14 protein-coding genes and 1 tRNA gene are annotated in these 12,440 nt (G+C 70.0%); 6 read left to right on the top strand and 9 right to left on the bottom strand.

The genetic code is table 11. The features are described 5' to 3' along the window. Positions 1 to 118: 118 nt before the first annotated feature. Complete coding sequence (locus AC1DQC_RS05610) at positions 119 to 850, top strand: ZIP family metal transporter (protein ID WP_477050233.1); 732 nt, start codon at positions 119 to 121, stop codon at positions 848 to 850. Positions 851 to 1,205: 355 nt separating this feature from the next. On the opposite strand, the gene AC1DQC_RS05605 is transcribed toward AC1DQC_RS05610, so the two are convergent. Continuing rightward, positions 1,206 to 1,397, bottom strand: a complete 192-nt coding sequence (locus AC1DQC_RS05605) for a hypothetical protein (RefSeq protein WP_477050232.1) — start codon at positions 1,395 to 1,397, stop codon at positions 1,206 to 1,208. A gap of 173 nt (positions 1,398 to 1,570) precedes the next feature. Between AC1DQC_RS05605 and AC1DQC_RS05600 the strand changes: the two genes are divergently transcribed. Further along, a complete protein-coding gene (locus AC1DQC_RS05600) occupies positions 1,571 to 2,218 on the top strand; it encodes a TMEM175 family protein (protein ID WP_477050231.1) in 648 nt (215 codons plus the stop codon). Positions 2,219 to 2,319: 101 nt separating this feature from the next. On the opposite strand, the gene AC1DQC_RS05595 is transcribed toward AC1DQC_RS05600, so the two are convergent. Beyond that, entirely contained in the window at positions 2,320 to 2,829 is a 510-nt protein-coding gene (locus tag AC1DQC_RS05595) for a hypothetical protein (protein WP_477050230.1), read from the bottom strand. 71 nt (positions 2,830 to 2,900) lie between these two features. Then, a complete protein-coding gene (locus AC1DQC_RS05590; RefSeq protein ID WP_477050229.1) occupies positions 2,901 to 3,179 on the bottom strand; it encodes an SHOCT domain-containing protein in 279 nt (92 codons plus the stop codon). A 480-nt stretch (positions 3,180 to 3,659) separates the two neighbouring features. Here AC1DQC_RS05590 and AC1DQC_RS05585 point away from each other — a divergent pair, with 480 nt between their 5' ends. Continuing rightward, on the top strand, positions 3,660 to 3,926 hold the full coding sequence (locus AC1DQC_RS05585; RefSeq protein ID WP_477050228.1) for a hypothetical protein: 267 nt from the start codon (positions 3,660 to 3,662) through the stop codon (positions 3,924 to 3,926). 264 nt (positions 3,927 to 4,190) lie between these two features. On the opposite strand, the gene AC1DQC_RS05580 is transcribed toward AC1DQC_RS05585, so the two are convergent. Next, a tRNA-Leu gene (locus AC1DQC_RS05580) sits at positions 4,191 to 4,264 on the bottom strand. Positions 4,265 to 4,400: 136 nt separating this feature from the next. Here AC1DQC_RS05580 and AC1DQC_RS05575 point away from each other — a divergent pair. After that, positions 4,401 to 5,084 carry an ANTAR domain-containing response regulator gene (locus AC1DQC_RS05575; RefSeq protein WP_477050227.1) on the top strand — a complete coding sequence of 228 codons (684 nt, stop codon included), beginning with the start codon at positions 4,401 to 4,403 and terminating at the stop codon, positions 5,082 to 5,084. A gap of 254 nt (positions 5,085 to 5,338) precedes the next feature. Further along, entirely contained in the window at positions 5,339 to 6,607 is a 1,269-nt protein-coding gene (locus AC1DQC_RS05570) for an ABC transporter substrate-binding protein (protein ID WP_477050226.1), read from the top strand. A gap of 81 nt (positions 6,608 to 6,688) precedes the next feature. On the opposite strand, the gene AC1DQC_RS05565 is transcribed toward AC1DQC_RS05570, so the two are convergent. Beyond that, the gene (locus AC1DQC_RS05565) at positions 6,689 to 7,453 is read right to left on the bottom strand and encodes an endonuclease/exonuclease/phosphatase family protein (protein WP_477050225.1); all 765 of its coding nucleotides are present in this window, start codon (positions 7,451 to 7,453) and stop codon (positions 6,689 to 6,691) included. 59 nt (positions 7,454 to 7,512) lie between these two features. Between AC1DQC_RS05565 and AC1DQC_RS05560 the strand changes: the two genes are divergently transcribed. Further along, on the top strand, positions 7,513 to 8,151 hold the full coding sequence (locus tag AC1DQC_RS05560; RefSeq protein WP_477050224.1) for a nucleotidyltransferase family protein: 639 nt from the start codon (positions 7,513 to 7,515) through the stop codon (positions 8,149 to 8,151). Positions 8,152 to 8,155: 4 nt separating this feature from the next. Here the strand turns inward: AC1DQC_RS05560 and AC1DQC_RS05555 are convergent, their stop codons facing one another. Genes AC1DQC_RS05555 through AC1DQC_RS05540 form a run of 4 tightly spaced genes read right to left on the bottom strand, consistent with a single transcriptional unit; the run spans position 8,156 to position 12,346 of the window. Beyond that, complete coding sequence (locus tag AC1DQC_RS05555; RefSeq protein WP_477050223.1) at positions 8,156 to 8,977, bottom strand: ABC transporter ATP-binding protein; 822 nt, start codon at positions 8,975 to 8,977, stop codon at positions 8,156 to 8,158. Then, a complete protein-coding gene (locus AC1DQC_RS05550; RefSeq protein WP_477050222.1) occupies positions 8,974 to 9,942 on the bottom strand; it encodes an ABC transporter ATP-binding protein in 969 nt (322 codons plus the stop codon). The genes AC1DQC_RS05555 and AC1DQC_RS05550 overlap by 4 nt, the downstream gene beginning before the upstream one ends. Beyond that, entirely contained in the window at positions 9,932 to 10,918 is a 987-nt protein-coding gene (locus AC1DQC_RS05545; RefSeq protein WP_477050221.1) for a branched-chain amino acid ABC transporter permease, read from the bottom strand. The genes AC1DQC_RS05550 and AC1DQC_RS05545 overlap by 11 nt, the downstream gene beginning before the upstream one ends. Positions 10,919 to 10,927: 9 nt before the next feature. Continuing rightward, positions 10,928 to 12,346: a branched-chain amino acid ABC transporter permease gene (locus AC1DQC_RS05540; RefSeq protein WP_477050220.1), complete on the bottom strand. Its 1,419-nt coding sequence runs from the start codon at positions 12,344 to 12,346 to the stop codon at positions 10,928 to 10,930. Between the last annotated feature and the right edge of the window lie 94 nt (positions 12,347 to 12,440).

The following is a 12,440-nucleotide window of genomic DNA, read 5'->3' as shown; positions in this document are numbered from 1 at the left end:
AGTCGAGCCCCCGCGCTTGCATCGCCGGATGGGCGTGGAAGTGTGGGCTCCGCGGGCCACCGCCCGTACAGGTCGAGTCGCGTGCCGACGGTTCCCGGCTGGTCGGAAGGGGTCGCAGATGCTCGGCGCCTTCGGCTGGGGCGCGCTGGCTGCGAGCTCGCTCGTGATCGGTGCCGTGCTCGCGGTGCTCCTGCACCCGGGGAAGCGCCTGATCGGCCTGGTCATGGGGTTCGGGTCAGGCGTCCTGATCAGTGCCGTCGCGTTCGACCTCGTCGAAGAGGCATCCGGGATGTCGTCCGGCCACGGTGCCGTCATCGGTGGTCTGTTCGCGGGTTGCCTCACCTTCTTCGGCGGGGACTACCTGATCGGCCGCCAGGGTGGGGGCCGGCGCAAGCATCCCGCTCGCCAGCAGCAGGAGGGATCGCCCCTCGCGATCGTCCTCGGGTCCGTCCTCGACGGCGTCCCTGAGTCCATGGTCATCGGTCTGACCCTCTTCCAGGGCGGGTCGATCGGGGTCGCCTACCTGGTCGCGGTCTTCATCTCCAACCTGCCCGAGGCCATCGGCTCGACCACCGGCCTCGTCTCGGCAGGGTGGAGAACGTCGCGGGTCCTGTGGATGTGGGGCGGGATCGCGATCGTGTCGGGCCTGGCCTCCGCCGCCGGCTACGGGTTCTTCCAGACCGCGGCTCCCGACGTCGTCGCGTTCGTGCTCACCTTCGCGGCCGGCGCCATCCTCACCATGCTGGCCGACTCGATGATGCCCGAGGCCTTCGAGGACGGCGGGCAGCTGGTCGGCATCGCGACCACCCTCGGCTTCGCCACTGCCTACGCGCTGCACCTTGTCGGCTGAGCTCCGCGCCGACCTGGCCCTCGGTGCTGGGCTTGGCGATCATGACGTCCTGGCACGCACGGCACGAGGCCCGCTCGCCCGGCGTCGTGGGGTCAGGGGATCACGGCGTTGCAGGTAGGGATCGAGAGATCACCGCGGCAGCTCTCCGGGCACGCCAGCAGGACCTTCGCGATGGCGTCCTGCACCGCCTTGGTGCGCGCGACGAGCTCCTGGACGAGCGACGCGGCAGCTCGGCCAAGGCCAGGTAGGCGATCCAGGCAATGAGGTACAGCAGGATCAGCGCCCAGAGCAGGGCCGCGAGCCAGCCGAGACCGAGGAACACCAGAACGACGGCGACGACGATGATGACCGCGATTTACCACAGCGAGATCGTGACGATCGGCTTGAGGAATCGCAGGATGTTGACGATCGTCGTGAGGCTGTTGCAGGTCCGGGCGAACGCGGTCCGGGCGTCCGTCACCTCGGTCTTCGCGTCGAGACAGGCGGGGGTGTTGCAGGGGTTCGGTGGAGGCAGCGGTGGGCCGGGGCCGTCGGTCGGGATGACCATGGGGTCTCACTCGCCCTTCGATGGCAGTGCCTCATGCTCCCGCCGTGGGCGTCCAGGGGAAAGGGTCGCCGCCGAACACCGCGGAATGGAGCCCCGCGATCCGTCGCCTGCAGACCGCGCCCGCCCGCTGTGCGGTGTCCCGACGACCGCGTCCAGGACTAGCGTGCGGCTCCATGGCCCTTGGTCGATCCAGGCGGTCGCGCCACGACCCCGGTCGCGTCGAGGCCTTCAGCGACGGAGTCTTCTCCATCGCCATCACGCTGCTCGTGCTCGAGATCGGGATACCGCAGATCGCGGCGGGGGCGTCGCTGTGGTCGGCGCTGGGAGAGCAGTGGCCGTCCTACGCCGCGTACGTCGTCAGCTTCCTCGTCATCGGCATCATGTGGGCCAACCACCACACGCTCTTCAGCTACATCGGCCAGGTCGACCGCACGCTCATCTTCCTGAACCTGTTGCTGCTCATGGTGGTGGCCCTCCTCCCGTGGCCCACCAACCTGGTCGCTGACTATCTGGATCGCGGGGGAAGCCAGGCGCGGGTCGCCGTCGCGGTCTACAGCGGTGTCATGGTGCTCGCGTCGCTGGCCTTCACCATCTTCTGGTGGTACGCCACCAGGAGCGGGCGCCTCCTCGTCCCCGACGTGGACGCGAAGGCGGCGCGCGCCACCGTCCCTCGCTTCGCCCTCGGCCTGGTCGTGTACCCGATCACCGTGGGACTGGCCTTCGTCTCTCCGGTCCTCACCCTCGCGGTGCACGGGGCACTGGCCGTCTACTACGCCTTCAACCAGCTCTCCGTACCGGATGTCGAGAGCGGCGACGCCTAGTCAGGGCGCCCGCACCTGGACGTGCAGAGTCGCTGGTCGAGGGGCGCTCCGACGCGATTCTGCCTGCCGCGGCCCCAGCGAGCCGAGGCGCCACCCGTGAGTCAGGCGTCTTCGAGCTCGTCGGCGGCGAGCAGCCCCACCTCGACGAGGTCGAGCGGGTGTATCCACTCATCGCTGATGGGGACACCACCGGCGCGTGCGATCGCCGCCCGCAGCGGCGCCGCCCAGACGTGCTCGATCAGGGCGATCGCCGCAACGCTGCCCGTGGGAATCTGCGCGGCGACGTCCCACGCCCGCTCCTCGTCGATGACGTGGCCGTCGGAACCCGCTTCGACACCGGCCAGGGCGCCGGCCTCGAGACCTGCCTCGCCCGCAAGGCCGAGGCCGAGGAGCGCTCCGACCGTGGCACCGAAGTCTTCCGCCTCGTCGATCGACAGGTCGCTCCAGCTCAGCGCGACGACGTCGTCGTCGAGCGTCTTCTCGACCACGAGGACGTCGACGAGGCGAATGAGGTCGTTCTCCCGAAGACGGGTCAGCTCCGCCAGAATCTCTCCGGAGAAGTTGGGCTGGTCGAAGCTGACGACGAGCAGCTGAACGGGGCCGATGGGCATGCTCTGCTCTCTTTCTTGGCGGCTGCGGGTCCTCGCGGTGCCGTCGGATGACGGCACTTCTTTGCCTGGCGTCAGGCGTTGAGGAGCTTGGTCTTCTGTGCGTCAAACTCCGCTTGGGTGAGCACTCCGGCGTCGAGCAGCTCCTTGAGCTTCGCCAACTCCGCGTAGACGTCCGACGGCGCCGCTGCGGGCGCCACGGCCGGCGCAGCCTCCGCAGGGGCGGCCACCTGCTCTGAAGCGCTCGCCTCCTGCGCGGCGGCATTCTGCGCGTTCGCTTTCGCGGCCCCTCGGCTTGAGGCGACGTGAGCTGTGGCCCCGAGTACTGCTGCGCGACGTAGCATCCGCGGCATCGTGATCTCCTTCAGTCCGACGTCGATGGTTCTTGTCTTCGCTGCTCGCCCCATCCCGGCCCCCAGGGACTGGGTACAGGCCTGTGCCGAACGCACGGGCGAAGCCCCCGCATCTCCAACATTGCATGGGCCGCTTCTGTGGCGTCATCCCGTCCGGATGAAGATGACCGTGACCCTGTTGCGGCCTTCGTCGGTGTGGACACAGCGAGGCGCGGGGTGTTGCCGGCAGTACGTCATCACGAGCGGTGATGACGTCGTTGTCTTCACCCAGGTCGGGGCGACGCTTCACGAGTCCTGTCCACCGCACGCGTTCCGGTCAGGGTTGCCGTGGTGACCATCGCACCGTGGGAGTTCTGGACCGGCTCCTGGGGGCTGACGACCCGATGACGCTGTGCGCCGAGGCGGGGGACGTCGCGAACGTCGCCCCTCGGGCCAGATCCTCCCGGGGCGCGCGCCGCGCCCGAGCCCGAGCGAGCACGGGTGCACAGTACGTGGCGGCGTTTGCGCAAGGCCGGTTCGAGCGGTCGACGCGACCGCCCGGCCGTATCCCCCCTTCAGTACGAGAAGTCAATCGTCGCGGCGGCGCAGGAGTCATTCCTCGACGGGTCCGACGAGGCCTACGCCGCCGGGATCATCGCGATCGCGCTCGGCACCGTGCTCGTGTTCTTCGCCTTCCCCCGTCGCGACGAAGAGAACGAGTTGTTGAGGCGGTACGCCCACGAGGACGCGGCGGAGCCGGTGGAGTAGCGCCCGCAACGAGGGGGACGCGGCGCACACACCGCAGCCGCAGCAAGAGCGCCATACGAAGAACGCTGTGTCCCCCCGCGAACCGAAGGGCGTGGGGGTTGCGTTCGAGCGAAGCGGGGAAGGACCGGGTGCGACGACCGAGCCGACCACTCGACCTGTCCGCGCGATCCGATGTGGGACGAGGACGGTAGTCATGTCCCCACGAGATGCCGCGTCTCGCACGGAGGCCATGAGCCCGACCTGCGAGTTTGTGTCGAGTAGGAGTGCCCCGAGTGGGATTCGAACCCACACTGGATCGGGTTTGAGCCGAACGCCTCTGCCGGTTGGGCTATCGGGGCCGTGCAGCAGGATAGTCGCGTCGGGATGGCCCGCACGCCCCTGCTCATACGGCCGCGCGGCTGCCGAGAACCGCGTGGGCTGCCTCACAGGTGCAATCACTGCGAAGCGGCAGTCGCCGCCCACTACTCTGAGGGCGTGAGCACCGACGCGACCCCCCCGACCGTGGCGGCCCCTGACGCCGCCCTCGACCTGAGCACCCCCGCTCCCGCGGGTGAGCCCACCCCGGCCCCGAGCCGGCCCGCGCGGCGCGCGGTCGTCGCGGAGGACGAGGCGCTCATCCGCATGGACGTCGTCGAGACGCTGCGCGACGCGGGCTTCGACGTGGTCGGCGAGGCGGGCGACGGCGAGCAGGCCGTGCAACTGGTGACGGACCTCAAGCCGGACGTGGTCGTCATGGACGTCAAGATGCCGATCCTCGACGGGATCTCGGCGGCGGAGCGCATCGGCAAGGCGCACCTCGCGCCGGTGGTGCTGCTCACGGCGTTCTCGCAGAAGGAGCTCGTCGAGCGGGCCCGCGACGCCGGGGCGATGGCATACGTCATCAAGCCGTTCAGCCCGGCGGACCTGCTGCCCGCCGTGGAGATCGCGATCTCCCGGTACGCGCAGATCACCGCGCTGGAGTCCGAGGTGGCCGACCTGGCCGAGCGGTTCGAGACCCGCAAGCGCGTGGACCGGGCCAAGGGCCTGCTCATGACCAAGATGGGGCTGACGGAGCCCGAGTCGTTCCGGTGGATCCAGAAGACGTCGATGGACCGGCGCCTGACCATGCGCGAGGTGGCCGATGCGGTCATCGAGCAGGTCGGTGGCGGTTCGTCCTGACGGGTGACCACTGACGAGTGAACGACGAGGCCGGTCCGGGGATCTCCGGGCCGGCCTCCGCCGTCTGAGCACGCTCCGGATCCCGGTCAACTGTCCAGATGGACTAGTTACTGGTGGGTCACAACTTGGCAACAACCCGCGCTGAGACATGTCGATTCACATCGCGGACACAAACAATGAGTACTTTCGCGCCACACCTGCAGGATTCCTACCGGGGTCCCGCGGATCGCAGTACTCACAGAGGGGTACCACGCATGATTCGTTCGACTCACGCAGTTCGGGCCGCGGCGCTCGCCGGAGCGGCAGCGCTGGTTCTGACCGCCTGCGGCGGTTCCGGCGACAGCGGCGACGACGCGACGGACGGCGCCAGCGCCGCCGGATCCTCCGACGCCCTGATCGTCGGCACGCTCCTCCCGCAGACGGGTTCGCTCGCCTACCTCGGCCCGCCCGAGATCGCGGGCGTCGGGCTCGCCATCAAGGAGATCAACGAGGCCGGCGGTGTGCTGGGCAAGGACGTCGTCCAGGAGGACGCGGACTCGTCCGACGCCGACCACGCCGAGGTCGCCACGCAGTCGGTGACCGACCTTCTCTCGAAGAAGGTCCAGGTCATCATCGGTGCGGCCTCCTCGTCGGTCACGCTCAACGTGGTGGACGACATCACGGCAGCGAAGGTCGTCCAGATCTCGCCCGCCAACACGGCCACGAAGCTGTCCGGCTACTCGCCGTACTACTTCCGCACCGCGCCGCCGGACACGGTCCAGGGCGCAGCGCTCGGCAACCTGATCACCGGTGACGGCCACTCCAACGTCGGCATCCTCGTCTTCAACGACGACTACGGCACGTCGCTGCGCGACGTCGTCCAGGAGACCGTCGAGGGCGCGGGCGGCACCATCACGTACGGCCTGAAGGGCCAGGAGTTCGACCCCGCTGCGAGCAGCTTCGACTCCGACATCACGGCCCTGCTGGCCACCAACCCCGACTCCGTCGTGGTCCTGGCGTTCGAGCAGACGAAGCAGATCATCCCTGCGCTCGTCGGCGCCGGCGTGGACCCCTCGACCATCTACCTGGTCGACGGCAACACGGCCGACTACTCGGCTGACTTCCAGCCGGGCACGCTCGAGGGTGCCCAGGGCACCATCCCGGGCGCGTTCCCGAGCGACGACTTCCAGGCCAAGCTCAAGACGGTCGACGCCAACCTCAAGGACTTCGCCTACGGTCCCGAGTCGTACGACGCCACCATCCTCGCGGCCCTCGCGGCCGTGAAGGGCAAGGGCACCGACGGCGAGACGATCCAGAAGAACCTGGCGGCGGTCTCCGGCGCGAACGGCGGCGAGGAGTGCAAGTCGTTCGCCGACTGCGTCAAGCTGCTCGACGACGGCAAGGACATCCAGTACAAGGGCCAGGCCGGCGTGGGTCCGTTCAACGCGGACAACGACCCGTCCAGCGCCTTCATCGGTGTCTACAAGTACGGCAACGACAACAAGAACGTCTGGGTGAAGGCGGTCGAGGGCTCGGTCAAGTGACCGTGCGCTGATTGCGTCGTCCGACGCTGAACCACCACCGGGGGCCGGTGCGGAGCGATCCGCACCGGCCTTCGCTGCGTCTCAGCCGAGGGCGACGTCGACGACGAGGGCGCGGTGATCGGACAGGCCGGTGTCGAGGGCCCGTGCGGGTCCGCACGGACGCACGTCCCCCTTCGCCAGGATGTGGTCGAGCTGGCGCAGCGGGTGGGCTACCGGGAAGGTGTGCGCCTTGGCGAGGGCCTGCATGCGCGTGGCACGCGCCGGGCGTGCGCCGCCGATGTTGAGGTCACCCATGATCACCAGCGGCCGGGGCAGCGGAGCCACGCGCCTGACCAGGGTCCGGAGCTGGCGCATGTTCCAGCCGGGGATGAAGGTCAGGTGGGTCGCCACCACCGTGAGGTCGCCCTCCGGCGTCTGCAGGACGGCCGCGAGGGCCGCGCGCGGCTCGTCGCTGACCAGCGCCGGCCACCGCTCGCCCGGCCACAGGATCGGGGTGCGCCGTCGCAGCACCGGCAGGTTCAGCACGCGCCACTCGCGCACCGGGTACCGGCTCAGCAGGGCGATCCCGTAGGACGCGGTCGGCGGCTGGTTGTCGCCGGTCGCGGCGGTCCACAGCCCGGGTTCGCCGTGCAGCACCGCCGCGAACCGGTGCTCCGGGGCGGACATCGCCTCCGCGGCGAGGAGGGTGAGGTCGGCGCGGTGCGAGCGCGGCTGGTCCCGGTCCACCTCTTGCAGCGCGAGGACGTCGGCGTCGAGGTCACGGATCGCCGCGGAGAACCTGTCCAGGTCCACCTTGTCGTCCGTGATCGAGCGCGCGTGCAGGATGTTGAAGGTCGCCAGTCGCATCACGTCGATTCAACACGTCGACCTGCGAGCCCGCGCGTCGGCGTGTAGACAGTGGACCCATGACGCAGCCGGGCGCCCTGGCCCACCCACCCGACGACCGCACGGCCCTCCAGGACGGGCTGCGGTTGACCGCCGTCGCCCTGACCGACGCGGAGATCCCGTTCGCGCTCGTGGGCGGTTACGCCGCGTGGGCGCGGGGTGCGCCGGAGCCCAGCCACGACGCCGACTTCGCCGTGACCGAGAAGGACGTCGAGCGGGCCAAGGACGCCATCGCCGCCGCCGGCCTCGACGTCGAGGACCCCGCGGAGAACTGGCTGTTCAAGGCGTTCCACCACGGGCAGCTGGTCGACGTGCTGTTCCGGATGGTGGGGGAGCCCGTCACCGAGGAGCTGCTGGCCCGCAGCGACATGCTCGAGGTGCTGGCCGTCCGGATGCCGGTGCTCAGCGCCACGGACGTCGTCTCGGCGAAGATCCGGGTGCTCGGGGAGCACGCCTGCGACTTCGGGCGCCTGCTGGCGATCGTGCGGGCCCTGCGGGAGCAGATCGACTTCGACCGGGTCCGCGCCGACGTGGGCGCCCACCCGTACGGCCGCGCGTTCCTCTTCCTCGCCGACGAGCTCGGCATCACCGACGTGCGCCCGACGCCCGGCACGGACGTCGAGCCCGGCCGCGCGGACGCGGTCGGGCTCGACGAGTGAGCGGTCAGGCCTCGGGAGGCGTCGTCGGCTTGTTCGCCGTCTCGACGTCGGTCGCCAGCGTCCCCAGGTAGAGCTCGATGACCTTCGGGTCGTGCATGAGCTCGCGGCCCGGGCCCGAGTAGGCGTTGCGCCCCTGGTCGAGGACGTAGGCCCGGTCGCAGATCTGCAGCGCCCGTCGGGCGTTCTGCTCGACGATGACGATCGAGACACCGGCCTTGTTGATCTTGCGGGTCCGGATGAACGTCTCGTCCTGGCGCACGGGCGACAGGCCGGCGGAGGGCTCGTCCAGCAGCAGGACCGACGGGTCCATCATCAGCGCCCGCGCCATCGCGACCATCTGGCGCTCGCCGCCGGACAGCGAGCCTGCCCGCTGCTTGCGACGCTCGMCGAGGGTCGGGAACAGGTCGACGATGAAGTCGAACCGCTCGTTGTACTTCTTCGGTGCCTGGAAGATCCCCATCTGCAGGTTCTCCTCGATGCTGAGCGAGKGGAACACGTTGTTCGACTGCGGAACGAAGCCGACGCCGCGCTTGACCAGCGAGTCGGAGCGCAGGTGGGTGATGTCCTCGCCGTGCAGCGTGACGGCGCCCTGGCGGACCGTGACCAGCCCGAACAGCGCCTTGAGCAGCGTCGACTTGCCGGCGCCGTTGGGCCCGATGATGCCGACGAGCTCGCCGGGGTGCACCACGAGGTTGCAGCCGTTGAGGATGTCGACGCCCGGGATGTAGCCGGCGTAGACGTCCCGCGCGTCGAGCAGGGGCTCGCCGGTCGGGGCGCCGCGGTGGACGGAGGCGGCGTCGCTGGTGTCGGTGGCCGTCGTGCTCATGAGGTCTCCTCCTGCTCGCCGCGCGCGATCGCCTCGGCGCGGACCTCCGCCTCCAGCTGCTCGGTGGTGTCGTCGTCGAGCAGGCTGTCGTCGCCGAGGTCCGTGTCGTGGTGCTTGCCCAGGTAGGCGTCGACCACGGCCTGGTCCTGCATGACGGTCTCGGGCGGCCCCTCGGCGACGATGCGCCCCTCGGCCATGACGATCACCCAGTCCGAGATGTGCCGCACCATGTGCATGTCGTGCTCGACGAACAGCACCGTGGTGCCCTCGTCGCGAAGGGCCTCGACGTGGCCCAGCAGCGACTGCGTGAGCGCGGGGTTCACGCCGGCCATCGGCTCGTCGAGCATGACCATGGTCGGCTTGCTCATGAGCGCGCGGGCCATCTCGAGCAGCTTGCGCTGACCGCCCGACAGCGAACCGGCGAAGTCGTCCCGCTTGGTGTCCAGCTTGAAGCGGGCCAGGAGCTCCTCGGCCTGGACCGTGATCTCCTTCTCGCGCGCCTTCCACAGCGGCGGGAACAGGGCGGTGGCCAGGTTCTCGCCGGGCTGCTTGCTGGCGCCCAGCCGCATGTTCTCGATGACGAGCATGCGGCTCAGCGCCTTGGTCAGCTGGAACGTCCGGACCATKCCGGACCGGGCCACGCGCGCGGCCGAGACGCCGTGCAGCGACTTCCCGTCGAACGACCAGGTCCCGGTGCTGGGCTTGTCGAAGCCCGTGAGCAGGTTGAACAGCGTGGTCTTGCCGGCGCCGTTCGGCCCGATGAGCGCCGTGATCGCGCCGCGCTGGATCTCGATGTGGTCGACGTCGACGGCCGTCATCCCGCCGAAGTGCCGGGTGATGTGGTCGGCGACGACGATCGGGTCGGGCTTCTTGGCGCCGGGGACCCGCTCGACGTCGGCCAGGGTCGCCGCGACGGCTGCGCGGCGGCTCTCCCGGACGTCGGTCGTCGGAAGGTCAGCGGACATTGATCGCCAGCTCCTTCTTGTCTCCGAGGATGCCTTGTGGCCGGAAGATCACCAGCAGCATGAGCGTGACGCCCACGATGATCCAGCCGAACTGCTCGATCTGCTCGTTCCGCATGATCGTCTCCGGGACGCCGTCGCGCATGACCGTCTTGATCAGCATGAGGCCGGCCCAGAAGATGATCGAGCCCAGCACGGGACCGAACACCGTGGCGGCGCCACCCAGCAGCAGGATCGTCCAGATGAAGAACGTCATCGGGCGGCCCATGGAGTCGGGTTGGACGGCTCGTGGCAGCACGTAGATGATGCCCGCCACCGCGCCGATGACGCCGCCGAGGATGAGCGACTGCATCTTGTAGGAGTAGACGTTCTTGCCCAGGGAGCGGACGGCGTCCTCGTCCTCGCGGATGCCCTTGAGCACCCGGCCCCACGGCGACTTGATGAGCAGGTACACGAGCAGGCACGCGAGGCCGACGACGACCCACGCGACGATGCGGATCCACCAGCTGTTCGACGCGTTGGTGGCGTACGAGAACGGGCCCAGCGACCAGACGGTGTCCGGGAACGGCGAGGCGCCGGTGAACGTGTGCTTGTACTCGTTGCCGCGCAGGCCCGACGAGGCGCCGGTGATCTCCGTCAGGGCGGTCGAGCGGCCGACGAGCCGGACGATCTCCGCGGCGGCGATCGTGACGATCGCGAGATAGTCGCCGCGCAGCTTCAGCGTGGGGATGCCGAGGATGAGCGCGAAGACCGCGGCCGCCGCCATGGCGACGAGGACGGCCGCGTACAGCGGCCAGCCGGCGATGGTCGCGATGGCGAACCCGTAGGCGCCGAGCAGCATGAAGCCTGCCTGGCCCATGTTGAGCAGCCCGGTGAGGCCGAAGTGGATGTTGAGGCCGATGGCGCCGAGCGCGTAGGCGGCCGTCGTCGGCGCGAAGATCTCGCCGGCGACGTTGGTGAAGATGCGGGACCAGTCCATGTCTGCTCCTTAACCGATCCGCTCGGCGCGGCCCAGGAGACCCTGGGGGCGCAGCAGCAGCACGAGGATGAGGATGAGGAGCGCCCCGGCGTAACGCATGTCGCTGGGGAGCACGAGGTTGGAGAGCTCGACGACGAGCCCGATGACGATCGAGCCGACGAGCGCGCCGAACGGGGCGCCGAGGCCACCGAGCGTCACGGCCGAGAACATCAGCAGCAGCAGGGCGCCGCCCATGTTCCAGCTGGTCGCGTTGAGGTAGAGGCCCATGAGCACGCCGCCGAGCGCGGCGAGCGCGCCGCCGAGCGTCCAGACGAGCCGGATGACGCGCTCGACCGTGATGCCCGAGGCCGCCGCGAGGGCCGGGTTGTCCGAGACGGCCCGGGTGGCCCGCCCGATCCGGGTGGCGAGCAGGAAGTACGCGACCGCGCCGAGCACCGCCGAGGCGATGATCACGGACCAGATCGACGTCACCGAGATGCGGACCGTGCCGATGGTCACGATGTCCGGGTTCGCCGTGACGATGCGCAGCGCGCTCGCCCCGAAGAAGAACTGGTACGTGTACTGCAGCGCCATCGACAGACCGATCGTGACGATCATCTGCTGCGTGGTGCCGACGCGCCGGCGGCGCAGCGGGTGCCAGATGCCGGCGTCCTGGATCCAGCCGCTGAGGGCTCCCGCGATCACGGCGAGCACGCCCGAGACCACGAGGGGGAGGCCGAACGTCTGCACGCCGATGTAGGCGAGGATCGCGCCGAGCGTGACCTGCTCGCCGTGCGCGAAGTTGCTCAGGCCGGTGGTGCCGTAGATCAGCGACAGGCCGACCGAGGCCAGCGCCAGCAGGATGCCGAAGACGATGCCGCTGACGGTCTGCTGCGCGAGCCGGGACCAGCTGAACCCGCCCTCGGTGGACGAGCCCGTGGGGGCGCCCGTCTCCCCGTCGGTCTCGCCCGTGCCCGCGCCGGCGGACGCCGTCGGGCTCGGCCCGGAGCCGCCGCCCGAGGCGGCCGGCTCCCCGAGGGGGAACAGCGCGCCGCTCGAGGAGCCCAGCGTGACCGTGACCGTGCGGGGGTTGCCCGACGGGTTCCGCAGCGTCTCGCCGGCGGGCAGCGTCGCCGGGTCCAGGGTGACCGTGTAGTCGCCCGCCGCGGTCACCGGGGCGGTCCACTTGCCCTCGGCGTCGGTGGTGACGGTGACGGTCGCGCCGCCGCCCTCGATGGTCAGCGTGACGCCGACGGCTGGTTGGCCCGCGGAGGTGCGGATGGTGCCGTTGATGCACCCTGTGGCCGCGTCGGCGACGCACGGTCCCGTCGCTGCGCGCGCCGGGGACGGCGCGATCAGGAGGGCGAGCGACGCGACGAGCAGGACGAGCAGGACGCTCGCGCTTCGGCGCAGGGTGGGGGAACGGTCCAGGGTGGCGAGCTCTCGCACCTGGGACCTCCGTCCGTCTGTTCGGGTGTGGCACGTCGTGGGTCGCAGCGTCGTTGCCGCCACCGCCCGACGTCTGCCGGGTGGCAGGACGATA

The sequence above is a fragment of the Cellulomonas sp. P4_H12 genome (assembly GCF_056400905.1).
This window is presented reverse-complemented; position numbering and strand designations above follow the sequence as displayed.

Coding starts and splice junctions, on each gene's coding strand:
- AC1DQC_RS05610 (WP_477050233.1), top strand. CDS start 119: ATGCTCGGCGCCTTCGGCTGGGGCGCGCTGGCTGCGAGCTCGCTCGTG.
- AC1DQC_RS05605 (WP_477050232.1), bottom strand. CDS start 1,397: ATGGTCATCCCGACCGACGGCCCCGGCCCACCGCTGCCTCCACCGAAC.
- AC1DQC_RS05600 (WP_477050231.1), top strand. CDS start 1,571: ATGGCCCTTGGTCGATCCAGGCGGTCGCGCCACGACCCCGGTCGCGTC.
- AC1DQC_RS05595 (WP_477050230.1), bottom strand. CDS start 2,829: ATGCCCATCGGCCCCGTTCAGCTGCTCGTCGTCAGCTTCGACCAGCCC.
- AC1DQC_RS05590 (WP_477050229.1), bottom strand. CDS start 3,179: ATGCCGCGGATGCTACGTCGCGCAGCAGTACTCGGGGCCACAGCTCAC.
- AC1DQC_RS05570 (WP_477050226.1), top strand. CDS start 5,339: ATGATTCGTTCGACTCACGCAGTTCGGGCCGCGGCGCTCGCCGGAGCG.
- AC1DQC_RS05565 (WP_477050225.1), bottom strand. CDS start 7,453: ATGCGACTGGCGACCTTCAACATCCTGCACGCGCGCTCGATCACGGAC.
- AC1DQC_RS05560 (WP_477050224.1), top strand. CDS start 7,513: ATGACGCAGCCGGGCGCCCTGGCCCACCCACCCGACGACCGCACGGCC.
- AC1DQC_RS05545 (WP_477050221.1), bottom strand. CDS start 10,918: ATGGACTGGTCCCGCATCTTCACCAACGTCGCCGGCGAGATCTTCGCG.